This window comes from Kitasatospora sp. NPDC092286, assembly GCF_044755565.1.
Classification (GTDB): domain Bacteria; phylum Actinomycetota; class Actinomycetes; order Streptomycetales; family Streptomycetaceae; genus Kitasatospora.
The window spans coordinates 142,169-168,502 of record NZ_JBIVRD010000012.1; the positions used below are offsets into that span (position 1 = coordinate 142,169).

A 26,334-nucleotide genomic window follows, 5' to 3' on the forward strand; every position below is an offset into this window, starting at 1 on the left:
GCTTCACCTTTCTCCGTCGGGGGCGGCCGGCACGCCGACCGGTGGGCCGGCCGCCGGACCGGCCGCCGGAGCGAGCGGGCCCGGACCGGCCGGGGCGTTCGGGCCCAGGGCCTCGGCCACCGAGGCGGCCAGGGCGGGCGGGAGCAGCCGCCGCAGCACGGCGCGGGGCAGCGGCCGGACGTGGGTCATCGCGTGCCGCTGTTCGACCAGGTCGCAGCCGAGTTCGAGTTTCGGCTCGTACGCCGTCTGGGCGAAGCGGATGTGGCGGCAGCCCGCCTCGATCGCGAGCCGGATCGCCGCGTAGTGCACGTTGTGGTAGAGCCGGGCCTCGTGGGCGAGGCGGTAGTCGAGACCGATCCTGGCGCCGACGGCTCCCGACCCGGCGAAGAGGCAGAGCAGGAACGCGACCAGCCGGTCCCCCTCGAAGCAGGCGACCAGCCGGCGGTCCGGGTCGGTGCCGGCGTGCACGGCGGCCAGGAAGGAGCCGTCGAGGACGTCGAGGGTCTGGTCGGCGCGCGCCATCACCTGCCGGTAGAGGGCGAGCACCTGGGGCAGCAGGTGCCCGAAGTCGTCGAGGACCTCGATCCGCAGGTCCGGCCGGGCCTGGAACTTGCGGATCTTGCTGCGGGCGTTGCGCCGCGGCTTGGCCGGCAGCGCGGCGACGTAGTCGTCGAACGAGCCGTACCCGAGGCGGAGTTCGGTGTCGGGCAGGCCCGGGGCGAAGAAGAAACCGGACTCCTCCAGGGCCGGGCGCAGCCGGTCCAGCTCGGCCGGGGCGAAGTCCTTGAAGAGGACGGTGCCCAGCCGCTCCCGCCGGGCGAAGTCGAGCACCGCGCGCACCAGCAGCCGGCCGGCCTCCTCGTCCAGCGGGCCCGGGGCCAGGACGTGCCCCTGGCCCAGCAGGTTGCCGCAGAACAGCATCGGCACCCGCAGCAGCCGCGGCGCCACCCGGCGGACGGGCGCCAGCAGCCGGCGCTCGCGCGGGCCGACCACGTGGTCCAGCCGGAGCTCCCGGAACAGGGAGAGCGGCAGCACCGCGACCACCTGGCCGGCGCGGCGCACCACCAGGCAGGCATAGCCGTCGGGCCCGACGGAGGAGTGCGCCAGCGCGGTGAAGACGCCGCGGGCCCACATCGGGTCGTCGCCGGGGGCGAGTTCCGCCCACAGTTCGCGGGGCAGCGCGTCGACGCCGGGAAGGATCTCGACGCGGTAGCCGGGGTGGCGGGCGGCGGCCGGGTCCATCGAGGTCACCTGCTCACGGGTCGGAGGGACGGGTCGGGGTGGCGGGTCGGGGCACGGGGTGGGGCGCGGATCACGGATCCGGGCCGGGAGGCGCGGGCCGGCGCCGGGGACGGACGTCAGCCGATCCGCAGCGGGCGGCCGTCCAGGAAGTCGCGCAGCGGGCGGGCCATCCGGTTCCGGGACGGCGGGTGGAAGGTCAGGCCGACGGCCGCCGACGCCAGGTAGGAGCCGTCGGGCGAGCCGATGAACGCCATGCCGCCCAGCGCCGCCAGGCAGGTCCTGGTGGTGCGGGCGATCGCGTCCTGGGCCGCGTACCTGGCGGTCAGCGCCCGGACGAGCAGGGCGTCGCCCCACTCCTCGTCCTCCATCGCGCGGGCGACCGCCTCGACCGCGAGCATCGCGGCCTCGACCCCCACCAGGTACGGGGTCGGGTCCTCCTCGGCGCCGCCCGGCCGGTTCAGGACCCGTTCCACCAGGGCGCTGGCCACCCCGAGATAACCCGCCGTCAGCAGCAGCTCGAACCAGAGGAACCCGGCCACGTTCAGCGAGTCCGGGACGGCGTCGGCGGTGACGTCGGTGAGCACCACCATCTGCGGGTCGAGTTCCACCTCGGTGAGCACCACCTGGTCGCTTTCGGCGCCGGCCAGGACCGGGGTCCGCCAGAAGGGCCGTACCTCGATCCCCGGGGTGTCGGCCGGGACGAGCGCGACGGCGAGCCGGTCGACGCCGTCCTCGTCGGCCATGGTGACGGAGGCCGTCAGCAGGTCCATCGAGCGCGAGAGGCTGCAGGGCATCTTGCTGCCGTTCAGCACGATGCGGTCGCCGCGCCGTTCGGCGGTGATGTGCGGCCGGAGGATGTTCTGGCCGGTGTTGCCCTCGGCGAAGCCCGAGGCCAGCAGCAGCCGGTCGGTCGCGACCGCCTCCAGCAGCTGGCCCTCCAGCCCGCTGCCGTACTTGGCGGCCTCGACCAGGCCGGCGACCGAGAAGTGGTGCATGGTGGTGGCCACCGCCAGCGAGGGGCAGCGGGCGCCGACGGCCCGCTGCACCCGGACGGCCTGCAACGCGGTCGCGCCCGAGCCGGCGTTCTGGGCCGGTACCAGCAGCCCGGGGCCACCGGCCTCCCGGAACGCCCGGATCGCCGGGCTGGGCGCGCTCTCCAGCTCCGCCAGCGGGTGTCGGGCGAGCGCCGCGTCGAGTCCGGGCAGGAAGGTCTCGAGCGTCGCGCGTTCGAGGTGCAGGAAGTTCACGGGAGGCCCTTCGGGGGACGGCTGTGCGGGAGTGCGGGCGGGCGGCGGCCGGCCGCCGGGCCGCTAACCGGTGGCGGCCAGGGGGAGGTCGTCGAACGAGCGGAGGCTGACGGCGGCCCGCCGCACCGGTGGGCCGGCGATCGCGAGATCCGGGAATCTGTCCAGGAGTTGACCGAGCAGGGCGGCGCCCTCCAGGCGGGCGAGCGCCGCGCCCAGGCAGTAGTGCGCCCCGGCGCCGAAGCTGAGCACCCTGGTGTCCGGCCGCCGGACGAGGAAGGCGTCCGGATCGCGGTGCCGGGCGGGATCGCGGTTGGCCGCGGCGAGCACCACGGTCACGCTTCCTCCCGCGGGCACCACCGTGCCGGCGAGCACCCGGGGGCGGGCGGCGATGCGTTCGGTCATCATCACCGGCGAGTCCCACCGGAGCGACTCCTCGACGGCACCGGGCCTGAGCGCGGGGTCGGCGCGGACCAGGGCCAGCTGGACCGGGTGGGTCAGCAGGGCGAACACCATCAGGCCGAGCAGACCTGTGGTGGTCTCGAAACCGGCGACGAACACCAGCAGCAGGAGGTCGACCAGTTCCCGCTCCGTCAGCCGCGCCCCGGGGGCGCCCCGCTGGTCGAGCAGGGCCGAGGCGAGGTCCTCGGCCGGGCGGGAACGGCGCTCGCGCAGCAGGGCGGTGAAGTACTCCCGCAGCGCCACGACCGCGCGGTCGGCACGGTCCCAGTCCTCCGGGGTGCGCACCGGCTCCAGCAGCCGGCTGGCGCCCCGGCCCAGTTCGTCGAACTGCCCCTGCTCCTCCCGGGGGACCCCGATGAGCTGCCCGACCACCGCGACCGGGAGCGGATACCCCACCAGTTCCTGGAAGTTCGCCGCACCACCGCCGGAGGTCGCGTCGGCGAACCGGTCCAGCAGCCCGGCGGTGATCCGCTCGACCGCCGCCCGCAGCGCCGCCACCCTCCGGGCGGTGAACGCGCCGGCCACCGGCCGCCGCAGGCGCTCGTGGTCCGAGCCGTTGCGGGCGAGCATCGAGGAGTAGAAGAAGTCCGCGGCCGGATGCCCCGGCCACTCCGGTAGTGCGTGGGCACACCACTCCCGGTCGGGCACCAGGAAACCGGGATCGGCCAGCACGCTCTGGCAGTCGTCGAACCGCGTCAGAAAGCGCGTCCCGAAAGTCTCATGATAGTGAATCGGGTCGATTCTCCGGATTTCGGCCAGCAGCGGATAAGGATTGCTCCTGCCGTCCGCCGTGAAAATCGAAAAAAGAGTCGACTCCGTATCCACCAGCCCCGCCCTCGACTCCCGCCGACCACACCGAGGCCGCCAGGCGGCGGCACGAACAGTTCGCCAATACTCCAGGGGAGGCTAGTCGAGATATACGGCGGGCGCCACGACATACGCGCCCGAATTCACCGGCATATTGATCCTATAATCACCTCTGCCATTCTCCGGGAATTCCCGGCCGGGCGGCCGGTGGCCCCGACCGGGAACGGCATCGCGGGCCGGTCGAACACCGACCGTCCGACGTCAACCCCACTCCCCCGGAGTGTCTCCACGGGCGCGCGGACTCGGTAGCCTTCGCGGGCGACCCAGGGCCGTCCACCGTCGGCCTGGGCCGGAAGGAGGCCGAATCCCATGAGTCCACCCGCCGCACGACGCCCGGCGTTCACGCTCCCGGGGGCGCGCAGGCCGGCGCGGACCGCGGATCCCGCGCCGCCCGGGGCGCCGGCGCTCCAGGCCGCAGGCCGAACAGCGCGAGGGACGCACCCGCACCGGCGGACCGGCGCGCCCGCCCCCACCCCCGCCGCGGGCGGTCCGGCCCGCCCGATACCGCCCTCATCCGTACCGGCACACGAGCACTGAACCCCCGTACGACACCCCGCGTCCGCACCCGGACGGCGGTACCGGCCGCCCGACCCAATGTGTCCGGTGCCGTCCGTACCCACCCGACCCGACGTCCGATCAGATGTCCGATCGGGACCGAAACGCCCGTGTTGACCGGCCAGTAGCACGCTCCTATGCTCGTCCGCGTTCGCGTTCGCGTTCGCGATCCGGCACCGGGGCCGGGGCCGCCGAGGCCCGCCCGGCCGGAGCCGCCATCGGCTCGAAGGGCTCCTCCCATCAGCACCTCCATCGACCCCGTGGACAACGCGCGGGACGCCACGGCCCCCGAGGCCGGGTGCGGCACGGCCCGGGACGGCGTCACCCCCCGCGTCCCCGGGCCGCCCCACCGGAGGCCGCCGGCCGCCCGCCGCCGCTTCCTCACCTATCTGCTCGCCGCCCCGACCCTCACCGTCGCCGCCGGGCTCGGCCGGGACACCGCCCCGTCGGCCGCCGGCGCCGTCGGCCGCCCCGAAGGGCCTTCCGGCGGGGTCAGGTTGCCCGGCGTGTCCGGCGTCCCCGACGTGCTCAGCCTCGGCGACGCGCTCATCGTGGCCGGGCTGCCGACCTCCCACCTCCTCGTGCTGGAGATCACCACCGCCGGGCGCGCCGTGCTCCACCTCCCCCGGCTCGAAGTCGGCCAGGGCCTCACCACCAGCGTCGCGATGCTGGTCGCCGACGAACTCGACGCCCGGCTGACCGACGTGGACGTCCCGCTCTCCGACGGCCGCCCGGACCTCCTGTTCAACCAGCTCACCGGCGCGTCCAACTCGGTCCGCTCGCTGTACGACCCGGTGCGCGCCGCGGCCGCCGGGGCCCGTGCCCGGCTGGTGACCGCCGCCGCGCAGCGCTGGGGACTGCCCGCCGCCGGCCTGCGCACCGCCGGCTCCGCCGTCCTCGCCCCCGACGGCCGCCGGGCCGGCTACGGCGAACTCGCCACGGCGGCGGCCGCGATCGCCACCCCGGCCGTGCCCGCCACCCCCAAACCGCCCGACCGGCTGCGCCTGGTGGGCCGGCCGACCGGCCGGATCGACGCCCGTTCCATCGTCACCGGCCGCGCCAAGTACGCCGGGGACCTGACCGTCCCCGGCGCCGTGCCCACCGTGGTCGCCCGCCCCCCGACCATCAACGGCACCCTCGGATCCCTGGACGCCGCCACCGCCCGCACCATGCCCGGCGTCCTCGGCGTGGTCACCATCCCCACCGGTGTGGCCGTCCTCGCCGAGACCTTCGACCAGGCCCTCAGGGCCCGCGACGCGCTCCGCACCACCTGGAACCCCGGCCCGCTCGCCGCGCTCTCCGACGCCGGGATCCGGACCCGGCTGCGCGCCGCCCACGCGCCGTTCCTCGTCCCGCCGCTGCTCACCCACCAGGTGGACGGCGAGTTCGACTTCGCGTTCGTCAACCACGCGCCGCTGGAGGTGCTGACGGCCGTCGCCGACGTCCGTGCCAACCGCGCCGAGGTGTGGTTCGCCTCCCAGACCCCGGTCATCGCCCAGCAGACCATCGCCGCCGAACTCGGCCTGCCGCAGAGCGCCGTGACCATCCACGTGGTGCGCGGCGGCGGCTCGTTCGGCCGGCGGCTGTTCTTCGACGCCGCGCTGGAGGCCGCACTGGTCTCCAAGGCGGCCGGCCGGCCGGTCAAGCTGATGTGGACCCGCAACGACGACATGCGCCACGGCCGGATGCGCCCGGCCAGCCACCACCGGGTCCGCGCCACGTTCAGCCTCGGCGAGGTGCTCAGCTACGAACACCGGGTCGCCACCGTGCAGACCGACTTCGGGCACGGCCTCGGCGAGCTGCTGACCGCCGCCGGCTTCAGCCCCTCGGCGGCCGGGCTCAGCGCCTCCCAGGCCTTCTTCCTGCTCAGCGAGCGGAACCCGTACGACGTCGGCGTCCCCACCCAACTGCTGTCCGAGGTACCGCTGAAGATGCACACCGGGAGCTGGCGGTCGGTGTACTCGGGCACCGTCCGGGTCGCCGACGAGATCATGATGGACGAACTCGCCCACCGGCTCGGCCAGGACCCGATCGCCTTCCGGCAGGCCAGGCTGCGCCGCCCGGAGGGGCGGGCCGTCCTCGACAGGGCGGCCCAGGCCGGCCGCTGGGGCCGCCCGATGCCCGCCGGGCAGGGCCAGGGCATCGGCTACCACGAGGAGAACGGCGGGCGCGTCGCCTACCTGGTCGAACTCGACGCCGCCGACCCGCGGCAGCCGCGCGTCACCCGGGCGGTGATCGCCGCCGACCTCGGCCAGGTGATCAACCCCCGTGGTCTGGAAGCCCAGTTGACCGGCGCGCTGGTCGACGGCATCTCGGTGATCCTCCAGGCCGGCAACCACATCGACCACGGCGCGGTCCGCGAGGGCAGCTACGCCGACTTCCGCTACGCCCGGCAGCGGCACACCCCGCCCACGGTCGAGATCCACCTCCTGCCACCGAACGGACCGCCCGGCGGCGCCGGCGAGCTGGGCGTCCCGGCGGCCTCGGCCGCGGTCGCCAACGCGTACGCCCGTGCGACCGGCACCAGCCCGCGCTCCTTCCCGATCGACTTCTGACCCCGCCCGCCCCGCGCGCCCGCCGGCACCCACGACAGCGCCGGCCGCGCCTCCCCCGAAGGGCCCGAACTCCCCATGCCCAGCCACACCTTCGTCCTCAACGGGCGGCCGGTCACCGTCGAGGCCCCCGACGACATGCCGCTGCTCTGGGTCCTGCGCGACAAGCTCGGCGTCACCGGCCCCAAGTACGGCTGCGGGGTGGGCGTCTGCCGCGCCTGCACCAGCCACCTGGACGGCGAGGAGTTCCAGCCCTGCACCCTGGCCGTCCGGGACTGCGCCGGACACAGCGTCACCACCATCGAGGGCCTGGCGGACGGCGAGACACTGCACCCCGTCCAGCAGGCCTGGCTGGAGTGCGACGTCGCCCAGTGCGGCTTCTGCCAGCCCGGGCAGATCATGACGGCGGTCGCGCTGCTGCGCCGCACCCCGGCCCCGACGGACGCGGACATCGACCAGATCCACAACATCTGCCGCTGCGGCACCTACCCCCGCATCCGCGAGGCGATCAAGAAGGCCGCGGCCCGGCGGACCGCCACCAAGCCCTGGCCGAAGCCCTAGCCGTTCCGGTCCGGACCACCTAGGGTGATCAGTCATCAGGCCGACCGATCCGAGGGGCGGATGGATGATCAGGCGCCGTTCACTGCTGGCACTCGCGGGGCTGGGCGGCGCGACGCTCGCCCTGCCCACCACCGTCGCCCAGGCCGTTCCGGCGCTTACCCCAGCACCCGCTCCGGCACCCGCGGCCGGGCGGCCCCGGGCGATCACGCTGCCGGCCCCGACCGGCGACCGCCCGGTCGGCACCGTCGATCTGCACCTGGTCGACCGCTCCCGCCGGGACCCGTTCGCCCCCGTACCCGGCCCGCGCGAACTCATGGTCCAGCTCTGGTATCCGGCGCTCGGCACCGGCGGCCGCCCCCGCGCGCCGTACACCACGGCCCGGGTGGCGGCGGTCATCGACGAGATCCTGCCGGTGGACCCGGGCACGATCAGCGCCGTCCGCCCGACCGCGCACACCGGCGCGCCCGCCGTCCCCGGTCCGCTGCCGCTGCTGCTGCTCGGTCACGGCCGCACCGGCGGGCGCAGCAACTGCACCGCCCTGGCCGAGGAGTTGGCCTCCCACGGCTATCTGGTGGCGGCGATCGACCATACCTACGACGCGGCCGCCGTGGAGTTCCCGGACGGCCGGCTGGTGCGTACCGTCCTGTCGAACGACCCGCCGGACCGGGACGCCACCGAGCGCAAGGAGATCGCCGCCCGCGTGGGCGATCTCCGCTTCGTGGCCACCGAGTTGACCTCCCGCCGGCCCGGCAGGCCGTCGGTGGACCCCCGGCGGATCGGGGTGCTCGGCCACTCCATGGGCGGAGCGGCCGCCGCCGAGGCGGTCCGCCAGGATCCCCGGTTCGCGGCCGGGCTGAACCTGGACGGCGGCCTGTTCGGTTCGCCGGTGCCCGAACTCGGCCTGGACCGCCCGTTCCTGATGCTCACCTCGATCGCCGACCACGACACCTGGCAGCGCTGGCGCGAGCACCAGCGCGGCTGGGGAAGGCAGCTGAGGGTCGGCGGGGCCGGCCATCTCAGCTACACCGACCTGGTGCACGTCGCCGTCCCCGGCGGACTGCCGGGGCACGTCCCGGCCGACCTCTACGCCGCGATCATCGGCACCCTGGCCCCGGCCCGGGCGACCGAACTGACCCGCGCGTACACCCGGGCCTACTTCGACCGGTTCCTCGGGAACCGCCGGTCACCACTGCTCGACGGGCCCTCGGCGCGCTTCCCGGAGATCGAGTTCCGCTGGAGCCACGGTTAGGGCTCGCCCGGAGAACGCCCACCCGGGGCGTCACCCCCGCCCCGGGTCGCGGCCGAAGAAGCCGGCCAGCCGGTCGTAGGGCGGCGCGTCCGCCGGAACGGCCACCTCTGGGCCGAACGAGTGCTTCTCCTCCTCACCCCGGTACTCGGGCCGCAGCGCGCCCTGGGCCCAGGCCAGCGAGGCGCTCGCCACCTCGTGGTCCAGGCCGTCCGTGGACTGCCCGGTGGCACGCGCCAAGTCCCAGCCGTGGACGGCGAATTCGGCGATCTGCTGGTCCACGGGGAAGCGGGCGGGCAGCTCCCCGACGCCGGGCACCACCACGACGCCGCCGAGGTCACCGGCCCGGCGCCAGGCCTCGACCAGCTCCTCCGCGCCGGCCTCGAAGGCGTGCAGCCAGTCGTCCTCCACCCGCTCGAAGGGCTGCGACCAGTCGGGTTTGCCGCCGTTCGCCCGGACGGTGAACTGCCGCAGGTCGAAGAGGAGGTGGCTGATCAACTGGCCGACGTCCCAGGACCGGCAGGCCGTCGGATGGGTGGCCAGCTCGACGCCGGCGCCGTCGATCAGCCCGGCGGTCTGGGCGAGCGCCCGGGCGAGCAGCTCGATCGGGTCTTCCGCTGCGGTCATGGCGCACCTCTCGGGTTCGGGGAGACAGGTCGAACCGGGCGATCGTAAACGCGGCCGCCGACCACCGGCCCGGCGCGACACCGCCGGGCCGGTCCTCGCCCCTGCTCCCCGCCCCGCCCCGCTCAGCGCGTCAGGCCGCGAACCCGCCGTCCACCGCGATCTCCGCACCGGTGATGTAGCGGCCGTCCTCGCCCGCCAGGTGGGCGACGGTGGCGGCGACATCGGTGCCCCGGCCGAACGCGCCGAGGGCCGTCAGTTCCCGCTGGGCCTCGGCCGCCGGGCCGTCCGCCGGGTTCATGTCGGTGTCGATCGGCCCGGGGTGGATCAGGTTGGCGGTGATCCCGCGCGGGCCCAGCTCCCGGGCCAGCGCCTTGGTGAGCCCGATCATCGCGGCCTTGCTGGTCCCGTACAGCGTGGCGCCGGGGAAGGCGACCCGCTGGGCGATACAGCTGCCGATGGTGATGATCCGGCCGCCCTCGCCCAGGTGGACGGAGGCCGCCTGGGCGAACAGGAACGGTGCCCGGACGTTGATGTCCAGCACCCGGTCCACGTCGTCCGCCGCGAGCTCCGCGATCGGGCCGAGCACGCCGATCCCGGCGTTGTTGACCAGGATGTCGAGCCGCCCGAAGCGCTCGGCCACCGCCGCCACCACCGCCCGGATGTCCTGCGGGTCGGCGCTGTCCGCGCGCACCGCCCAGCCGCGCCGCCCCATCCCCGTGATCTTGGCCGCGACGGCCTCGGCCCGCTCCGCGCCGCCCCGGTAGGTCAGCGCGACATCGGCGCCCTCCTCGGCCAGTCGCAGCGCGACCGCCTCCCCGATCCCCCGGCTGCCGCCGGTCACCAGGGCCACCTTGCCGTCGAGCCTCGCCTGCACAGAAAACGCCATATCAGCAGAACTCCTCATCATGTTCTCGGACATGAATCGATCTTCTGCTGACGCCGGCCGAAGGTCCGGCGGTATTCGGACGTCGAGTTCAAGCTTCAACAATCACCTGGCGCGCCGCGCCCTGGCAGTGCGAGACCACCGCGGGCTGCCCGGATTCACCGCGCTGCCGGCGCCCCATAGCCGAGCCGACCGGCTCGCCGTCGCCCGTCGCCCGTCGGCCGAGGCACCCGGCCGACCCTGACCACAGACCGAACAGCCGCCCCTCGCCGGGGGCGGCCGCTCGCACCGTTCGGATCGGGTGTCAGATGCTCAGGGTCTGGCCCGGGAAGATGAGGTCCGGGTTGCCACCGATCGCCCTGACGTTCTTGGCGTACAGGCTCGCGGTGTCGGTGCCGAACCTGGCCGCGATGCCGCTCAGCGTGTCGCCGCTCCGGACGGTGTAGCTGCCGCCGGAGGTGCTCGTCTGCCCCTGCGTGGGCTTGGCCGGCTTCGCGGCGCCCTGCGCCTTCCCGGACGGAGCCTTCCCGGCCTGCGCCTTCCCGGGCTGCGCCGAACCGGACCCACCGGAGGTGTTGGTCTGCCCCTGCGCGGGCTTGGCCTGCTGCGGCGCCTTGGACTTCGGGGCCTTGGCACCGGCCGGGCCCTGCGCGGCCGACCGGTTCGAGGAACCCGTCGAGCCGTTCCTGGCGGAGGAACCCGCCGAGGTGTCGACGGCCGCCGGGGCGCCGCCCTTGCTGAGGCCCGCCTTCCGGGAGCAGACCGGCCAGGCGCCCGGCCCCTGCGAGGCGAGGACCTTCTCCGCGACCGAGATCTGCTGGGCCCTGCTGGCCTGGTGGGCCTGCGGCGCGTACGCGGTGCCGCCGTACGCCTTCCAGGTGGAGGAGGTGAACTGCAGTCCGCCGGAGTAGCCGTTACCGGAGCTGATGTTCCAGTTGCCGCCGCTCTCGCACTGGGCGACGGTGTCCCAGGCGGAGGCGGGAGCGGCGGAGGCCGAGGTGGCCGTGACGAGGCCGGCCACCGGAAGGGCCGCGACGGCCCCGCCGACCAGGGCCAGACGGGCACGACGGCGGCGCGTTCCGGCGGGGGTGGCGTTGGTGGGGGTGGTGGTGGCAGCGGCGTTCTCGTGACGGAAAGTCATGAAAATCCTCTCGACAAGCCCCGGGCGGGCAGACGGAACCAGGCCCTCGCCGGGGCCGTCGTCGCGCTCACCTCACTCGTCGGGCGGTCACGCACGTGTCCGACGTGCCCTGCCGCCGCCGCCACCCCCGCTCGCCGACGGCCTGTTCGAGCCGATCGCGTCGACGGGCACGGCCCTGACGCCGGGGGTCGGCCGGCGGGCTGTGCGTCGGGGGTGAACCCGGGTGGTGCTCGTTGCACCGCCAATGAAGCTACGGGCCGTTCGGGGCCACTTCAAGCAATTCCTGGACGCTGCAGGTCAGTTGACCGTTACCGGCGGTATTGATCGAGAAAGTGTGCCCGAATTGACAGCTTTTGACCATACTTTCACGATCAAACGATCAATTTCCGTGCCCTCACTCACACCTGCCGGCCCGTGAGAGCGCCGACACCATCGACCCTCCGCGACGCAGATCCCACACACCGTCACCGGGGCCACCGGAGTTCCCGGTTCCGTGCCGGATCGCTGTGGCATCCGCCACGTCCGCTACGCACCGTGTCCGAACGATGCCCCTCAGCCGACCCCGTCCAGCCCCGCGTCCCGTGCGAGCAACGCCGCCTGCACCCGGTTCTCACAGCCCAGCTTGGCCAGGATCCGGCTGACGTACGTCTTCACCGTCGCCTCGCTCATATGGATCCGGGCCCCGGCGTCGGCGTTCGACAGACCCTCACCCAGCAGTGCCAGCACCTCCAGTTCACGCTCGGTGAGCACCTCCAGCCGACGGCGTGCCGCGGCGGCCCGGGCCGCGACCGGACCGGTCCGGCCCCCGGCCAGCGAGTCCACGATGTGCCGGGTGGCCGCGGGCGAGAGGAAGGCGTGCCCCGTGGCGGCGGCCCGCACGGCCTGGATCAGCTCGGCCGGCGCGGTGTCCTTGAGCAGGAACCCGGCGCCGCCCTCGGTCACGGCTCGCAGCACATTATCGCGCTCCCCGAAGGTGGTGAGAATCAGCGCGCGTGCGCCGGGCGCGACCCGGGACAGTTCCCCGAGCGCCGTGAGCCCGTCCATCACCGGCATCTGGATGTCGAGCAGGACGACGTCCACCCGGTGAGCCCGGGCCAGTTCCAGGGCCTCCCGGCCGTCGGCGGCCTCCACGACCACGTCGATGTCGTCGGCGGAGGACAGGATCATCCGGATCCCGGCCCGGATGAGCGGCTCGTCGTCGGCGACGAGGACTCGGATCACTGCTGGTCATCCCCTTGAACGGTGCTGGCGGCAGCGCTGGTGCCGGTGCCGTGCACCATCCTCACACCCCCGGCGCTCACACCTTCACCGGGTAGTTCTCCTTCTCGACCAGGACGCCGTCCTTGAAGCAGAACCTGATGACGTTGTCCTCACCCATGTGCCCGGAGGGCTCGTCCGACATGAAGTACCGACAGGTGGTGCCCGGCGGCGGGGTCGGGCCGCTGCCCTCCCAGTCCTTGCTGAAGAAACGGTTGCCCTTCGGCAGCCGCTCCTCGACCCCGGCCTGGTCCGTGCCCACCTGGATCGAGTCGAACACGCTCTTCTGCACGGTCACGCCGTCGATGCCCCGGACGAAGGCCACCATGCCCCAGACCAGCAGGCCCAGCACGATGAGCACCACGGCCGTCCCGCCGGCCGCGCAGCCGATCGCGGGGCTGCGCCGGCGCCGCGCACCGGCCTCCCCGTCGGCCGCGGGCAGGGTGTCCAGTTCCCACAGCTCCGCGCCGCCGATGTCGGCGGCCTGGTCCGCCGCCCCCTCGTACGGCAGTACGGCGGCGAGCCGGAAACCCGCCTCGGGCGTCGGCCCGGCGTGCACCATCCCGCCGACCAGCCGGGCCCGCTCCCGCAGACCGGTCAGCCCCTGCCCACCGCTGACGGCCGCCCCCGCACCGGCGCGCACACCGACGAGCTCCGGCGCGCACGGATTGGCGACCTCCACCACCAGCGCGTCCGGCTCGTAGCGCAGCGCGACGCTGATCGGCGCGCCGGGCGCGTGCTTGTGCGCGTTGGTGAGCGCCTCCTGCACTATCCGGTACGCGGCGTTGTCGACCGCGGCCGCCAGCGGGCGCCGCTCGCCGTCCCGGCCGAGCGAGACGGTCGTCCCGGCCGCCCGCGAGAACTCCACCAGCCGCTCGATCCCCGCCACCCCGCCGGTCCGGCCGCCCCCGGACGCCGCCGGCCCGGCGGCCACCACGGGCGCGGGCGCCGTGGACTCGTCGTGCAGCACCCCGACCACCTCGCGCAGCTCGCGCATCGCGGCGACGGCGGCCAGCCGCAGCACGCCGACCGCCTCCCGCTGCCGGTCGGTCAGGGTACGGTCCACCTCCAGGGCGCCGGAGTGGACGGAGATCAGGGCCAGCTGGTGGCCCAGGCTGTCATGCATGTCCTGGGCGATCCGGTGCCGCTCACGCAGCCGCGCCTGGTGCGCCACCATGGTGCGCTCGCGCAGCAGTTGGTCGTTGCGCTCGCGCAGCGCGTCCAGCAGCGCCTGGCGCTGGGCCCGGTACCGGCCCCAGAGCGCGGGCAGCACGGCGAGCACCAGATAGCCGCCCAGCCCGAGCCCGATGATGAGCTTCAGCGGCGCCGCGCCGGCGTCCTTCACCACGCCCGCGTACGTCATCAGCAGGAACCCGCCGGTGAAGGAGCCGATCAGCGCCCAGAGCCGGTGCATCCGGGTACCGGCCGACCACCCCGCGCAGACCAGCAGCGGAAACGTCCCGCCGAACCAGCCGCAGGCGGCGGCGGTGATCACCAGCACGGTGCCGGGCAGGCCCCTCCGCAGCAGGAACAGCGCGGCGATGCCGGGCCCCACGAGGAGCCAGAGACCGGTCCTGCCGATCAGCTCGATCGCCGCCGCGAACACGCCCAGCAGCAGGGCGAACCCCAGCTCGCGCACCACCAGCCAGCGCCGCCAGGGCCCGGGAAACGCCGTCCGTACCGCCCTCGACCAGGCCTTCGCTATCGCGTCCACCCGGTGAGGCTAGCGGTGCGGCCCGGGGCCCGCCGCCACCCTTCGTCGCGACCCGCCCCGACGAAAGTCGCACCTCACCGCGGCCGCGGGCGCCGGACGGCCCCACGCGAACCGGGGCCCGACCGGGCCCGGAGCCAACCGGCCCGCTCACCCGTACGCGGTGAGCAGCAGCGCCACGTCGTCCACCCGCCGCGTCGAGCCGACCTCGCGCAGCAGCCGCTCGGCCAGCCGCTCCAGCCCGTCCGCCGTCCCGTCCGCCGCCCGGTCCGCCACCCCGGCGGAGCGCGCCAGCGCGGCGCACAGCCGGTCCACGCCGTGGTCGATCGCCACCGCCGGGTCCTCGACCAGCCCGTCCGTGTAGAGGGCGAGCACCGAGCCCCGTAGCAGCCGCAGCTCGCTGACGGGGTACTCGGCCCGCTGGTCGACGCCGAGCAGCGGGCCGCCCGCCACGTACAGCGCCTCGGCGCGCCCGCCGGGGTGGCGCAGCACCGGCGGGAGGTGGCCGGCCCGGGCGATCAGGGCGGTGCCGTCGGCCGGGGTGAGCCGTACCAGGCAGCAGCTGGCGAGCAGCCCGGGGTCGAGGTCGAGCAGCAGCTGGTTGGTCCGGGCGAGCACCTCGTCCGGCGGGTGCCCGCCGGTGGCGAAGGCCCGGACGGCGCTGCGCAGCTGGCCCATGGTGGCGGCGGCGCCGACGCTGTGACCCTCGACGTCGCCGATGACCAGGCTGAGATCGCGGCCGGTGACGATGGCGTCGTACCAGTCGCCGCCGATCTCCATGCCCTGGGTACCGGGCAGATAGCGGGCGGCGGTCCGGACGCCCTCCAGGGACGGCAGCCGGTGCGGCAGCAGGGCCTGCTGGAGGCCGCGGGCGAGGGCGAACTCGGCGTCGTAGAGCCGGGCGCGCTCCAGCGCCTGGGCGATGAACCCGCCGAGGGCGGTGAGCATGCCGCGCTCCTCCGGGGAGAACGCGCGGGCCTCGTCGAAGCCGAGTATGCAGCTGCCGACCGGGTGGCCGGAGGCGATCAGCGGCAGGAAGGCCCAGGCGCCCATCTCGTCGAGGGGGATGCCGGGGTAGGCGGCGGCGAGCGCGTGGACGGACTCGAAGAAGATCGGCGTGCCGGTGCTCAGGGTTTCGGCGCCGGGCACCCGGGCGCCGGTCGGGGTGCCCTCGAAGCGGTCGAGGAAGCCGTCCGGGTAGCCGCTCTGGAAGACCAGGTCGAGGCGTTTGTCGCAGACGTTGTAGATGGCGAGCTCCTGGCCTCCGAAGGCCGGCAGGATCTCGTCGGCGACGGCCCGGCAGACCTCGCGGACGGTGACGGCCTCGGTCAGCGCGCTGGCCAGCTGGAGCAGGTGGTGCATCGCGCTGAGGCCGGTCCGGGCGGCGGCCGGGGGGTCGGGCTCGGGCCCGGTCGTGCCGGGGGGCGGTTCGGCGGCGACGACCCGGCCGGTGACGCCGTGCGCGTCGGGGTAGAGGGAGAAGGCGAGCCAGCCGTCCGGCGGGTGGGCGGCGAGGAAGGCGGTCGGCCGCTGGGAGAGCATCGCGGCCCGGTGGCGGTTCTCGTAGACCGGGTCGGAGAGCCAGGGCAGCACGTCCCAGGGGTGGTGGCCGAGCAGGTCCTCGCGGCGGGCGTGCAGCAGCAGTTCGACGCTGTGGTTGGCGTAGACGATCCGGCCGTCCGGGTCGAGCGAGAGGACACCGTCGCGCAGGCGTTCCACGGCGGCCGCGGCGGCGGTGCCGGTCCGGGTGTCGAGGACGGCGCCGACCAGGTGGGTACGGTCATCCGGCCCGTCGCCCTCGGGGACACGGCCCCACAGGTCGACCGGGCAGGGGTGGCCGTCGCGGTCGAGCACCCGGATCCGGGCGGCCAGCACCCGGCCGCGGTTCAGCGCGCCGCGGAGGGCGGCCCGGAACTCGGCCCGGTCGCCGGGGGCGATCCGGGCGTCCACGGTGGCGGCCCGGCCGTCGAACCCGGCGGGGTCCAGACCGAAGATCTCGCAGAACTGGTCGTCCGCCGAGAGCGCCCCGGTGGCCGCGTTCCAGTCGAACAGGCCGAGCCGGGTGGTCGGCGCGGACGGCGGCGCCAGCTCGGCCACGGCCGTCCCGCCGTCCGGCTCCACCGGGTGCCCGGCCGCCGCCAGCCCGGCCAGCCCGGCCCCGAGCCGGTCGGCCACCGCCCGCAGCTGCCGCCGTGCGCCGTCCGGCACCCCGTCGGCCGAGGCCGCCCAGAGCACGTTGAGCACCCCGTACGTCTCCGGGCCCGCCCTGACCGGTACGAAGGCCGAGGCGAAGTCGTACGGCATCCCGACGGCGAGCTGCGGGAAGCGTCGCATGGTGTCCTCGGTGTCGGCCAGGACGACCGTGTGCCCGGTGCGGAAGCTCACCGCCACCGGCAGCGGCCCGGCGGCGGCCACCCGCCGGAACGGGCTGATGACCGACAGCGGCACACCGGCGAGCGTGCAGAGCGTCAGCGAGCGCCGGTCGCGCGAGCGGAGGTAGACCATGGCGCCGTACGCGTCGGTGCTGCCGAGCACCGTGCGGACGGCGGTCGCGAGCAGCTCGTCCCGTTCGTCCGCCGTCCCGTCGGCGGCACCGCTCTCCCCTGGGCGGCGCAGGTCGGGTCGCGCGGCCCGGGTACCGCCGGTCACATGCGGACCGTCCCGGTCCGCCGGCACACCCTGGCGCATCCTCTCTTGCTACGCCCGGGTCAAGGGACTGTCAAGGCGGGGCCGGGCCTCCCCCGGCGGGCCGCCCCGCCATCGGGCCGCCCCGCCGTCGGCGGGCCATCATGACAGCATGCCGACCTCCCCCGGTCCCACCACCGTGGTCAACCTCAAGGGCCACCGGGACGACCCGGACTTCGCCGATGTCCTGTACGTCGGCCGCCCGATGCACCGCGGCGGCTGGCACCTGCCCGGTTCCCCGCTCTACTGCCCCTACCGCCCCGGCCCGGACTGCACCCGGGAGGAGATGACCGCCCGGTACCGCGCCTATCTGCTGGCCCGCCCCGACCTGCTGGCGCTCGTCCCCGCCCTGCGTGGCCACCGCCTCGGCTGCTGGTGCGTCCCGTTGCCCTGCCACGCCCAGGTCCTCGCCGACCTCGCCGACCACGGCCCCGGCTGACCGCCCGGCCCGGGGCTTGTCCGAGCACACCGCGACCGGTCTCCCCGGGGGCGGCCCCGCCCGCTTCGGTATTGTCCGTCGGACAGGGCGGCGCGACGGCCGCTCCCGGGGGGAAAGCGGGTATCAGGCATGCAGCCGGCAGCGTCCGAGCGTTCCGCCACGCAGGCGTCCGACCCGGCCGAGGACACGTCCGGCGCGTCCTGGCAGTGGGACGAGGAGGCGGACGACCGGGCCGCCGCGCCCGCGGACGTGGTCGGCGGCGGCGCCGGGCCCGACGGCGACGGGCCCCGGCCGAGCCGGCGGCGGCTGCTGGCGGGGGCCGGCGTGCTGGCGGCGGGCGCCGCGCTCTGGGCGGTCTCCCGCCCGTCCGGCGGCGGACCGGCACCCGGGCCGCCCAGGCCGCTGCCCACCCGGATCGCCGGGCCGGAGCCGCTCTGGACGTACCGCGGCCCGGCGGCGATGACGCCCGAGCGGCTGGCCGACCACCCGGACCGGCCGCTCTTCCTCTCCCGGACCGGGCTCCAGGTGCTCGACCCCGCCGACGGCTCCCCGCTGCGCGGCCTCGTCTTCGAGACGCCCGGCAAGGACCGGCCGGGCGACCTCGGCACACCGGCCGACCGGGTGGTGCTCGGCGCCGACCGGATGTTCACCGTCTCGTACGGCCACATCGACGGCCGTCACCTCACCGACGCGGCCGCCGACTGGAGCCTGCCGCTGCCCGACCACCTCGACGGCAGCATCACGCTCTACGGCTGCGACGGCGCCACGCTGTACGGCAAGGTCTCCGCCCGGCCGGCCGGGGGCGCCCTGGGGGGCGACACCCTGTTCGCCGTGCGGATCGCGGACCGCACGGTGCTCTGGTCCCGTCCGGTGGCGCCCGCCGAACAGCTGTTCACGCCCGTCACCGCGGCCGGCGGCCGGCTCCCGGCCTGCGACACCACGGCGGGCCGCACCGCACTGGTGGTCCGCGGCGCCGCCGACGGCGAGCGCGCCTGGTCGGCGGCGGCCGACGAGAACCTGCGCTGGTGCGCCGCCGACCAGGAGAACCTCTACCTCCCCGACGGCCCGGCCGGCCTGCGGGCGCTGCGGCTCGCCGACGGCTCCGCCCGCTGGGAGACCGCCGCCGACCCGGCCGGGGAGCTGCGCTCGCTGTCCCCGGTGACCGACGGCACCCGCGTCTACCTCCCCCGCGACAACGGCCTGGTCACCGCGTACGACGCCGCCACCGGTGCCGAGCTCTGGTCCCGCCGCCTCCCGTTCCGGCTGGACCGCCGCAGCCACCCGCTGCCGGTCGGTGGCGTCCTCTTCGTCCCCGGCCCGGCCGCCGCCGGTGTCTGCGCCCTCGACGCCGCCACCGGCACCGAACTGTGGACGTTCCGCGACTCCGGTCCCGGCGTCGACGTCTGGTCCCTCGCCGCGGACCGGACCCGGCTCTACGCGGGCCACGACGACATCCTGTACGCCCTCCCGCTCACCTGAGCCCGCCCGGCCCCACCCGAACCCCCACCTCCCGGCACACCGAGGCAGGATGGCCCGATGCAGGTACGACCGATCTCGCCCGAACGGCTGGCCGACCTCCTCGCCGACCGTGTGACCGCCCTGCCCGGCTCCGGGCAGCGGTGGCTGCGGGTGGCCGTGGACGGCGCCGCGGCGGCCCGCCCCGGTGCGCTCGCGGACGCCCTGGTGGAGCCGCTGCGCCTGCGCGGCCGGCCGGCCCTGCGGGTGTCGGCGGCGGACTTCCTGCGGCCGGCCTCGGTCCGGCTGGAGTACGGGCGGCACGACCCGGACGCCTTCCACGACCTCTGGCTGGACGACGGCGCCCTGACCCGCGAGGTACTGGACCCGCTGGAGCCCGGCGGCACCGGCCGGGTGCTGCCCTCGCTGCGCGATCCGGCGACCGACCGTGCGACCCGCGCGCCGTACACCACCATGCCGCCCGGCGGGGTGCTGCTGCTGGACGGCCCGCTGCTGCTCGGCCGGTGGCTGCCCCTGGAGCTCACCGTCCATCTCGCGCTCACACCCGCCGCGCTCGCCCGCCGCACCCCGCCCGACGAGCAGTGGACACTGCCCGCCTTCGCCCGCTACGAGGCCGAGACCACTCCCGCCGAGACGGCCGACCTCACCGTCCGGGTGGACGACCCTCGGCACCCGGCCCTGGTCGAACGCCCCTGAGCGGCCGCCCGGCGGGCACCTCGGGCGCCGGGCCGCGCTGGCAGTACGGGCACCAGTAGGCCACCCGGTCGCGCGGCGGCTCGCCCTGACCCGCCGTCAGCACCGTCGTCCCGCAGCGCGGGCAGGGGCGGCCGGCCCGGCCGTACACCCAGTGCTGGTGGCCGCGCCGGGTGTCACCGGTGGTGATGTGGCCGGGGCGCAGCCTGTTGGCGTCGAGGAGCTGCCGGGCCCGCGCCACCAGCCGGTCGGGGCCGGGCAGTTCGCCGACCGCCGTCCACGGTGTCACGCCGGCGAGGAAGCAGAGCTCGTTGGCGTAGACGTTGCCGATCCCGGCCAGGTTGCGCTGGTCGAGGAGGGCCTCGGCGAGCGGGCGGCCGGGGTGGGCGAGGAGCCGGCGGACGGCCTCGGCCGGGTCCCAGTCGGGGCCCAGCAGGTCGGGCCCGAGGTGGCCGACGGCGCGTGGTTCGTCGGCGGTGCGGAGCAGCTCGACGACCGGCAGGCGGTAGCCGACGGCCGTGCCGTGCTCGGTGCCGAGGACGGCCCGGATCTGCCAGGCGGGCCCGCCGGCCCAGCGCTCGCCGGGCCGGTAGACCTCCCACCGGCCGTCCATCCGCAGATGGGTGTGGAGGGTGAGGCCGCCTTCGAGCCGGGTGAGCAGGTGCTTGCCGCGCGGGGCGACCTCCAGCACCCGCCGGCCGGCGAGCGCGGCGGTGGCGTGCGCGGGCACCCGCAGGTCGGCGGTGGTCAGCAGCTGCCCGGCGAGGAGCTCGTGCAGCCGGGCCGCCGCGCGGTAGACGGAGTCACCTTCTGGCATGTCTCCATCCTGCCCTGAGCGCGGCGGCCCGGCGTGGTTCCGCGGACCGTGGTCACCCGGCGGCGGCCACCTGCCCCTCGCGGACCACGACGACCGGGCAGGGGGCGTGCTCGGTGAGGTGCCGGCTGACGGAGCCGAGCAGCGCGCCGGAGAAGCCGCCGAGGCCCCGGCTGCCCACGACGACCAGCGCGGCACCGTCGGCCGCCTCCAGCAGGGCCTGTGCGGCGTTGCCGGGCACCACGGCCTCGGAGACGTGGACGGCGGGGTCGTCCCCGACGACCTTGGCGACCGTCTCGGAGAGCGTCTGCCCGGCCAGGTCCTGGGGGTTGAAGCCCTCCGCCGGGGGCACGCTGAGGCCGGCCCAGCCGTAGAACGCCGGGTACTCCCAGGCGGCCACCGCGTTGACGGTGCCGCCGGTCAGCCGTGCGTAGTCGATCGCCCACCGCAACGCCTGCTCCGAGGCGGGCGAGCCGTCCACGCCGACGACGATCCGGGGGTGCGCGCTGTTGGTCATGCCGCTGCTCCTTGCTCGACTACCTCGGCTTCAGCTGCCGTTTGCACCACAAACATAGATCGATACGGGCAAACGATCGCCAATTGCCACGCCGGAAGCCCCGAATACATTCGAACCCTGTGCCGCCCTGGGCCAACGCCGAAGAAGCACCGCCGCCGGCGCGCGCACCGACCGGCCGTCAGGCCCGGTAGACCGCCCAGGAACCGGCCATCCGGGCGGACTGGCCCGGGGTGAACTGCGTCATGCAGGAGTCGTAGGTGTAGTCCATGAAGTTGTGGACCGGGTCGAGGCCGACGGCGGGGCAGGTGTCCCGGCCCTCGGGGCACTGGTAGGCGGCGTTCGCCTCGGCCGGCGTGTCGTCGACGTAGTCGCCCGGGTCGCTGCAACCGCCCTGGAAGGTGTGGTAGAGCCCCAGCCAGTGGCCGATCTCGTGGGTCGCGGTGTAGCCCTGGTTGTAGTTGGCGGCCGCGCCACCGGGGAGGGACGCGTCGAGGATGACCACGCCGTCGTCGGTCGGGTTCAGCAGGTACTGGCTCGGGAACGTCGCCCAGCCGAGCAGCGGCTGGCCGAGGCTGGCGGTGTAGAGGTTGAGGGCGCCGGCGCCGCCCCTGCGCAGCGCGCTCTTCATCGCCTTCTCCGCCGGGGAGCCCGGGGTCATGCCGCTGTACCAGGCGGCGTTGTCGGTGTAGTCGGTGTCGGCCAGCCGGAACTGGAACGGGCTGGCCGTGTTGCCCGCGCCCTGGCCGCCGTAGGTGGCGTTGAGGACGGCGAGCTGGTTGGCGATGTCCGCCGGGCCGAGCCGGCCGGTCGCCCCGGAGTGGATGACGTGCAGGTACACCGGGATGGTGGTGACGCCGCCCGGCCCGCCGGGGACGGGCGGCATGCCGCCCTGGCCCACAGCGGCCAGGGCGGCCCGGATGGTCAGGTCCGTCTCCATCGCCCTGGCCTGGACCTCGGTGACGGCGTTCGGCTCCTGGCTGTCCGGGCCGCCGGCGGGCTTGCGGGCCCCGGTGCCCTGGCCACTCCGGCCGTCCTGGCTGCCCTGGCTGGGCCGGCCGTCGGCGTCGGCACACCGGGACGAGGCCGCGTGCCGGGCTGCGGGGAACGCCGCGGGGGCGGCGAACTGGGTCAGCCCGAGGGCGGCGACAAGGGCGGCGGCGCTGAGGAATCTGCGGGGAACACACGAGGGGACGCGGGCAGAACGACGCATCTGCGCTCCTGAGGGGGAGTTGTCACGGTGGCGGCCACCGGCGGCCGCCCGGCCAGGGCTGCGCAGGGCCGCCCGGAAGCGCCGGACCCGCTCGGGCCGGGCACTCTGACGCCCCGTCGGACGCCGTCCGGAAGCCCGATCGGCCCACCCGGCCCGCCCGGAACGGCGGATGCCTTGGCGCTCGATCCCCTACCGCCCCCGTGCCGTCCGGCAGTTGACGCACCGTCCCGTCCGACCGGCCGGGGAGCCGGGGAGGACGATCCGGGTCGGCGGCCCGCACCGCCTCGCCGAGACTACGACGCCACGAAGACGATCTCCCGCAGGGCGCGCGCACCGGCCCGGTCGAGTAGCACGGCCGACGCACAGCCGGCCGGCGGCCGTCCGGTGCCCGCCAGCCGCCGGCGCAGCCGCCGCGCGGCCTCCCGGTGCCGGGCGAAGGCGTACGCGGAGACCGCCTGCCCCCGGGTGTGCTGGCCGTCCCGGGCCTCACCGGCACTGGCGTCCAGCAGCACCAGGTGCACCCGCCGGCCCTGGCGGGCGGCGGCCCGGGTGAGCCAGAGCCGCACCCAGGGCAGCGCCCCGCAGTCGTGCACCGCGAGCGGGCCGCCGGCCAGCACCGCGCGCCGCAGCCGCCGGTAGTGCTCGATCCGCACCAGCGGGCGGTAGACGAAGTAGGGCAGCCAGCCGGGCGCCCGGGCGGCGTACTCCTCCCGGACCTGCTGGGAGTCGACCAGCCGGGCTCGTACGCAACGGCGCATCAGTGTGCTCTTCCCGCTGCCGGGCAGCCCCGAGACGACCAGCAGGCCGTCGGCGGGGTAGCGCAGCGCCGTCGGCCGGCGGCCCTCGCACCCCTGCCGCAGGTCGTGCAGGCCGCGCGGGCGCAGCGCCGGTTCCGCCGGCCCGGCCACGGCACGGTGCGCGGCTCTCGGCGCGGGCACGCGCTGCGCCGGTGCCCCCACCGCCGACGGCTCCGCCCCGGACACCTTCGTCTCCACCACCGGCTCTCCCCCTGTCCCCCGGCCTGTCTCCCCGGTCGGGCCTCTCGGTGAAGCCTTCCCTTCCCAAGAGAGAGTAAAGACTAGGCCATGGCGACGGGGGCGCCGTCGAGCGGCGTGACACCGTTTCACCCGCCCGTCCGGGCCGGGGCGCGGAGCGGACGGGTCAGTGCAGACCGGCGAGGACGTCGTCGGCGCGGTGGCGCCAGGTGTACCGGTCGAGGACCTGCCGGCGGCCCTCGTCCCCGAGGGCCCGGCGCAGCGCCGGGTCGGCGAGGAGCTCGGTGATCGCGGCCACCCAGGCGGCCGGGTCGCCGGGCGGGCGGAGCAGGCAGTTGACCCGGTCCTGGAGAACCTCGTGCAGGACGGGGAGGTCGGAGGCGACGATGGCGCGGCCGTGGGCCAGGTACTCGAACAGCTTCAGCGGGGAGGCCCACCGGCTGGTCTCCCCGAGCCCTCCGGCGGCGTAGACCTTCTTCTGGTACGGCGCCAGGACGACGTCGAAGAGCGGGACGTAGGCGCGGACCGCACCGGGCGGGCGGTGGCCGTGGAAGTACACGTTGGGGAGCCGGCCGGGCTCCTCCCAGCGGGCCCGGTCCTCGGGGGTGCCGCCGACCAGGTGGAAGTCGAGCCCGGGGAGCCGTCCGGCGAGATCGAGGATCAGGTCGATGCCGCGCCCGGCGTAGAGGTGCCCGACGTAGCCGATCCTGGGCACACCCGGGCGCCCGGGCAGCCGCGGCGGTGCCGGGTACGAGCCGGGCGGGTCGGCGCAGTCGGGGGCGACGAGGACCGGAGGGGTTCCCGGGCCGCCGTGGGCCTGCCGGAAGTCGCGGGCGAGGGCGTGGGTGATCACCACGACCCGCGCGAGGGAGGGCCGGGCGAGCAGTTCGCGCTCCGCCCGGCGGATGTCGGGGTCGTCCCAGAGCAGGTGCGTCTCGTACACGAGCGGCGCGAGGTCCGGCGCGAGGGCGAGGCTGTAGGCGTCGCGGCCGTAGATCAGGTCGGGGGCGGCGCCGTCGATCAGCAACTCGCTCACCCGCGCGGCGCGTTCCCGGTAACCGGCGGCGCCGGTGTCGGGGGCGGGCACGGAGCGGACGGGGAAGCGGTGCCTGGTCCCGTAGTAGGCGTGCGGGTCGTCGGCCGGGTACGAGCCGGGCAGCGCGTACAGGGTGACGTCGTGTCCGGCCTCGGTGAACGCGTCGCACATCCGCATGACGTGGATGCCGTTGGCGTAGACGGAGGGGATGCTGCCGCTGTGCAGGTAGGCGATGCGCATGCCGGCCTACGCCTGGGCCGGGGACGGGGGCGGCGTCCGCGTGTTCTCGTAGGCGGGTGGTCTCCGCAGGGCCGCCCGCAGGAGGTGCCGGCCGTAGGCGGCGGTGGCCCGCGAGCGCAGGGAGGCGAGCGCCGGCAGCGGCCCGTCGAGCAGCCGCGGGTCGTGGTACGGGATCCAGCCGCCGCCCTGCCGGCTGAAGCGCGGGGCGCCGACGCTGATCCGCTTGGTGAGCACGTACCGGGTCTCGTCGGTGGTGTTGGTCTCGGAGCTGTGGACGTGGTCGCCGGCGAACACCAGGATGTCGCCGGGATCGAGGGTGACCCGCACGGGGGTGCCGAGGTCCTGGCCGGGGGCGACGCGGAAGCCCTCCCGGCGGACCGGTTCCCGGTAGAGGTGCGGGTAGATGAGCAGACCGTTGCCGGGGCGGACCCGGCCCAGCGCGATCCACAGGTTGACGGAGTTGACGGGCGTGTTGAACCACGAGTCGATGTGCGGGGAGTGCGGCACCATGAAGCCCGCGAGCGGGTCGAGTTCGGCGCGGCCGGCCACGGCGGCGTGCGGCAGCATGATCCGGACGCCGAGGTGGTGGCTCAGGTAGACCCGGGGGCCGCCCGGGGCCGCCCGCTCGGCGAAGGAGCGCACCGCCTCGGCCGCGACGGGCCGCAGCAGCGTCTCCAGCCGGGTACGGAAGGCGGTCGCCTGCTCGACGGTCGCGGCGGTGTGCAGCGCTTCGACACCGAGGCGCCCGACGGTGGCGGCGGCGTCGGGCGGAAGGGTCCCGGCGGCGGCGTGACCGGTGGCGCGGAGCAGCGGTTCCAGCGCGTCCAGGTGGTGCAGGCCGCGCCTGACCACCACGAGCCGGCCGTCGTCGACCACCTGGCGCAGCGGTACGCCGAGGCCGCCCGGGCCGGGGCGCGGCTCCAGGATCTCGTGCCGGCCGGTGGCCGCGGCACCGGGTTCTCGGGCGGGTGCGGACATGGGAACCTCCCGTTCGTCGACGGCGGTTGGTCGCGGGGGCCGCCCCGGGCGTCTCCGCTGCCGGTGGTCTCCCGCGGGTGCTTCGGTGCTCTCCTGCCGGGGGCGGACCGCGGGTCAGGCGGTCCGTTCGTAGACGGACACGTGGTAGGAGCTGGCGGAGGTGTAGGCGCCGCCCTTCCAGTCGCCGAAGCGGTCCCGCAGGCGCAGCCCCGCCATCCCGGCCATCAGGTCGAGTTCGCCGGCATGGGCGTAGCGGAAGGAGACCGGGACGTGGTGCACGCCGTCGCCGTCGACGATCAGGTAGTCCGAGGTGTACTGCTGCGCGGCGCGGTTGACGCGGCGGGTGCGGACCGTCACCCCACCCGGGATCGGGAGGGTGGCCACCGCGGCGCCCGGGTCGGCGAGCGCCTCGGGGACGTGGGCGTCGAGGACGAACAGCCCGCCGGGACGCAGCCGGTCGGCGGCGTTGGCGAAGCAGCGGACCTGGGCGTGCTGGGTGGGCAGTTCGAAGAACGTCCCGTTGACCACGTACACGAGGGCGAAGGTGCCGTCGACCGGGACGTGGCTGAAGTCCCCGGCGGTGACGGGGACGGACCGGCCACCCGGTTTGGCGCGGAGCCGGTCGGTCATCTCGGGTGCGCCCTCGATGCCGTGGACCTCCAGGCCCCGCGCGGCCAGTGGCAGGGCGATCCGGCCGGTGCCGGAGCCCAGTTCGAGGAGCGGCCCGCCGCCGGCGGCCCCGGCGAGACCGGCGAGCAGGTCGACGGTGCTGTCGGTGACGTACGAGGGGAACCAGTCGTCGTAGCGGGCGGCGAACGCGGTGGCGTAGTACGGGTCCTGGTCGGCCATGGCGGACGGTCCTTTTCGTGGCGGCGGGCACGGTGCGGGCGGGGTGCGGGCGGC

22 protein-coding genes are annotated in these 26,334 nt (G+C 75.4%); 6 read left to right on the forward strand and 16 right to left on the reverse strand.

Features of this window, described 5'->3' with window-relative positions:
- Positions 1 to 3 precede the first annotated feature (3 nt).
- The 3 genes from ACIQIB_RS15065 to ACIQIB_RS15075 all read right to left on the reverse strand — a co-directional run bounded on the left by ACIQIB_RS15065 (position 4) and on the right by ACIQIB_RS15075 (position 3,620).
- Positions 4 to 1,242 (reverse strand): GNAT family N-acetyltransferase, encoded by a 1,239-nt coding sequence (locus ACIQIB_RS15065; RefSeq protein WP_400651866.1) that lies wholly within the window; start codon positions 1,240 to 1,242, stop codon positions 4 to 6.
- Positions 1,243 to 1,358: 116 nt separating this feature from the next.
- Complete coding sequence (locus tag ACIQIB_RS15070; RefSeq protein WP_363606235.1) at positions 1,359 to 2,489, reverse strand: acyl-CoA dehydrogenase family protein; 1,131 nt, start codon at positions 2,487 to 2,489, stop codon at positions 1,359 to 1,361.
- Positions 2,490 to 2,552: 63 nt separating this feature from the next.
- The gene (locus ACIQIB_RS15075; protein ID WP_400758249.1) at positions 2,553 to 3,620 is read right to left on the reverse strand and encodes a cytochrome P450; all 1,068 of its coding nucleotides are present in this window, start codon (positions 3,618 to 3,620) and stop codon (positions 2,553 to 2,555) included.
- A gap of 1,010 nt (positions 3,621 to 4,630) precedes the next feature.
- Here ACIQIB_RS15075 and ACIQIB_RS15080 point away from each other — a divergent pair.
- The 3 genes from ACIQIB_RS15080 (at position 4,631) to ACIQIB_RS15090 (ending at position 8,732) form a co-directional block, all read left to right on the forward strand.
- On the forward strand, positions 4,631 to 6,925 hold the full coding sequence (locus ACIQIB_RS15080; RefSeq protein ID WP_400758251.1) for a molybdopterin cofactor-binding domain-containing protein: 2,295 nt from the start codon (positions 4,631 to 4,633) through the stop codon (positions 6,923 to 6,925).
- A 75-nt stretch (positions 6,926 to 7,000) separates the two neighbouring features.
- Complete coding sequence (locus ACIQIB_RS15085; RefSeq protein ID WP_363606240.1) at positions 7,001 to 7,483, forward strand: (2Fe-2S)-binding protein; 483 nt, start codon at positions 7,001 to 7,003, stop codon at positions 7,481 to 7,483.
- Between the two features lie 64 nt (positions 7,484 to 7,547).
- Positions 7,548 to 8,732, forward strand: a complete 1,185-nt coding sequence (locus tag ACIQIB_RS15090) for an alpha/beta hydrolase family protein (protein ID WP_400758254.1) — start codon at positions 7,548 to 7,550, stop codon at positions 8,730 to 8,732.
- A 30-nt stretch (positions 8,733 to 8,762) separates the two neighbouring features.
- Here ACIQIB_RS15090 and ACIQIB_RS15095 read toward each other — a convergent pair whose 3' ends face one another.
- The 6 genes from ACIQIB_RS15095 to ACIQIB_RS15120 form a co-directional block, all read right to left on the reverse strand.
- Positions 8,763 to 9,356 carry a TIGR03086 family metal-binding protein gene (locus ACIQIB_RS15095; RefSeq protein WP_400758256.1) on the reverse strand — a complete coding sequence of 198 codons (594 nt, stop codon included), beginning with the start codon at positions 9,354 to 9,356 and terminating at the stop codon, positions 8,763 to 8,765.
- Positions 9,357 to 9,486: 130 nt separating this feature from the next.
- Entirely contained in the window at positions 9,487 to 10,242 is a 756-nt protein-coding gene (locus tag ACIQIB_RS15100) for an SDR family NAD(P)-dependent oxidoreductase (protein WP_400758258.1), read from the reverse strand.
- A 301-nt stretch (positions 10,243 to 10,543) separates the two neighbouring features.
- Positions 10,544 to 11,380, reverse strand: a complete 837-nt coding sequence (locus ACIQIB_RS15105; protein WP_400758260.1) for a transglycosylase family protein — start codon at positions 11,378 to 11,380, stop codon at positions 10,544 to 10,546.
- A gap of 552 nt (positions 11,381 to 11,932) precedes the next feature.
- Positions 11,933 to 12,601 (reverse strand): response regulator transcription factor, encoded by a 669-nt coding sequence (locus ACIQIB_RS15110; protein ID WP_363606246.1) that lies wholly within the window; start codon positions 12,599 to 12,601, stop codon positions 11,933 to 11,935.
- A 76-nt stretch (positions 12,602 to 12,677) separates the two neighbouring features.
- Positions 12,678 to 14,351 (reverse strand): sensor histidine kinase, encoded by a 1,674-nt coding sequence (locus ACIQIB_RS15115; RefSeq protein WP_400758262.1) that lies wholly within the window; start codon positions 14,349 to 14,351, stop codon positions 12,678 to 12,680.
- Positions 14,352 to 14,498: 147 nt separating this feature from the next.
- A complete protein-coding gene (locus tag ACIQIB_RS15120) occupies positions 14,499 to 17,036 on the reverse strand; it encodes a SpoIIE family protein phosphatase (protein WP_400758264.1) in 2,538 nt (845 codons plus the stop codon).
- A 109-nt stretch (positions 17,037 to 17,145) separates the two neighbouring features.
- On the opposite strand from ACIQIB_RS15120, the gene ACIQIB_RS15125 reads away from it, so the two are divergent.
- From ACIQIB_RS15125 to ACIQIB_RS15135, 3 genes are all read left to right on the forward strand, one after another.
- Entirely contained in the window at positions 17,146 to 17,472 is a 327-nt protein-coding gene (locus ACIQIB_RS15125) for a DUF4326 domain-containing protein (RefSeq protein WP_363606250.1), read from the forward strand.
- Between the two features lie 129 nt (positions 17,473 to 17,601).
- Positions 17,602 to 18,951, forward strand: a complete 1,350-nt coding sequence (locus ACIQIB_RS15130; protein ID WP_400758266.1) for a PQQ-binding-like beta-propeller repeat protein — start codon at positions 17,602 to 17,604, stop codon at positions 18,949 to 18,951.
- A 57-nt stretch (positions 18,952 to 19,008) separates the two neighbouring features.
- Complete coding sequence (locus ACIQIB_RS15135) at positions 19,009 to 19,644, forward strand: uridine kinase (RefSeq protein ID WP_400758268.1); 636 nt, start codon at positions 19,009 to 19,011, stop codon at positions 19,642 to 19,644.
- Here the strand turns inward: ACIQIB_RS15135 and ACIQIB_RS15140 are convergent.
- The 7 genes from ACIQIB_RS15140 to ACIQIB_RS15170 form a co-directional block, all read right to left on the reverse strand.
- Entirely contained in the window at positions 19,592 to 20,458 is an 867-nt protein-coding gene (locus ACIQIB_RS15140) for a DNA-formamidopyrimidine glycosylase family protein (protein WP_400758270.1), read from the reverse strand. The genes ACIQIB_RS15135 and ACIQIB_RS15140 overlap by 53 nt on opposite strands.
- Positions 20,459 to 20,510: 52 nt before the next feature.
- Entirely contained in the window at positions 20,511 to 20,972 is a 462-nt protein-coding gene (locus ACIQIB_RS15145; RefSeq protein ID WP_363606253.1) for a universal stress protein, read from the reverse strand.
- A 178-nt stretch (positions 20,973 to 21,150) separates the two neighbouring features.
- Positions 21,151 to 22,182, reverse strand: coding sequence for a zinc metalloprotease (locus ACIQIB_RS15150; protein ID WP_400758272.1), 1,032 nt, complete (start codon positions 22,180 to 22,182; stop codon positions 21,151 to 21,153).
- A gap of 293 nt (positions 22,183 to 22,475) precedes the next feature.
- Entirely contained in the window at positions 22,476 to 23,180 is a 705-nt protein-coding gene (locus tag ACIQIB_RS15155) for an AAA family ATPase (RefSeq protein WP_400758274.1), read from the reverse strand.
- 163 nt (positions 23,181 to 23,343) lie between these two features.
- On the reverse strand, positions 23,344 to 24,453 hold the full coding sequence (locus ACIQIB_RS15160; RefSeq protein WP_400758276.1) for a glycosyltransferase family 4 protein: 1,110 nt from the start codon (positions 24,451 to 24,453) through the stop codon (positions 23,344 to 23,346).
- 6 nt (positions 24,454 to 24,459) lie between these two features.
- The gene (locus tag ACIQIB_RS15165; RefSeq protein ID WP_363606260.1) at positions 24,460 to 25,431 is read right to left on the reverse strand and encodes a phytanoyl-CoA dioxygenase family protein; all 972 of its coding nucleotides are present in this window, start codon (positions 25,429 to 25,431) and stop codon (positions 24,460 to 24,462) included.
- Positions 25,432 to 25,545: 114 nt separating this feature from the next.
- Complete coding sequence (locus tag ACIQIB_RS15170) at positions 25,546 to 26,280, reverse strand: class I SAM-dependent DNA methyltransferase (RefSeq protein ID WP_400758278.1); 735 nt, start codon at positions 26,278 to 26,280, stop codon at positions 25,546 to 25,548.
- Positions 26,281 to 26,334: the final 54 nt, after the last annotated feature.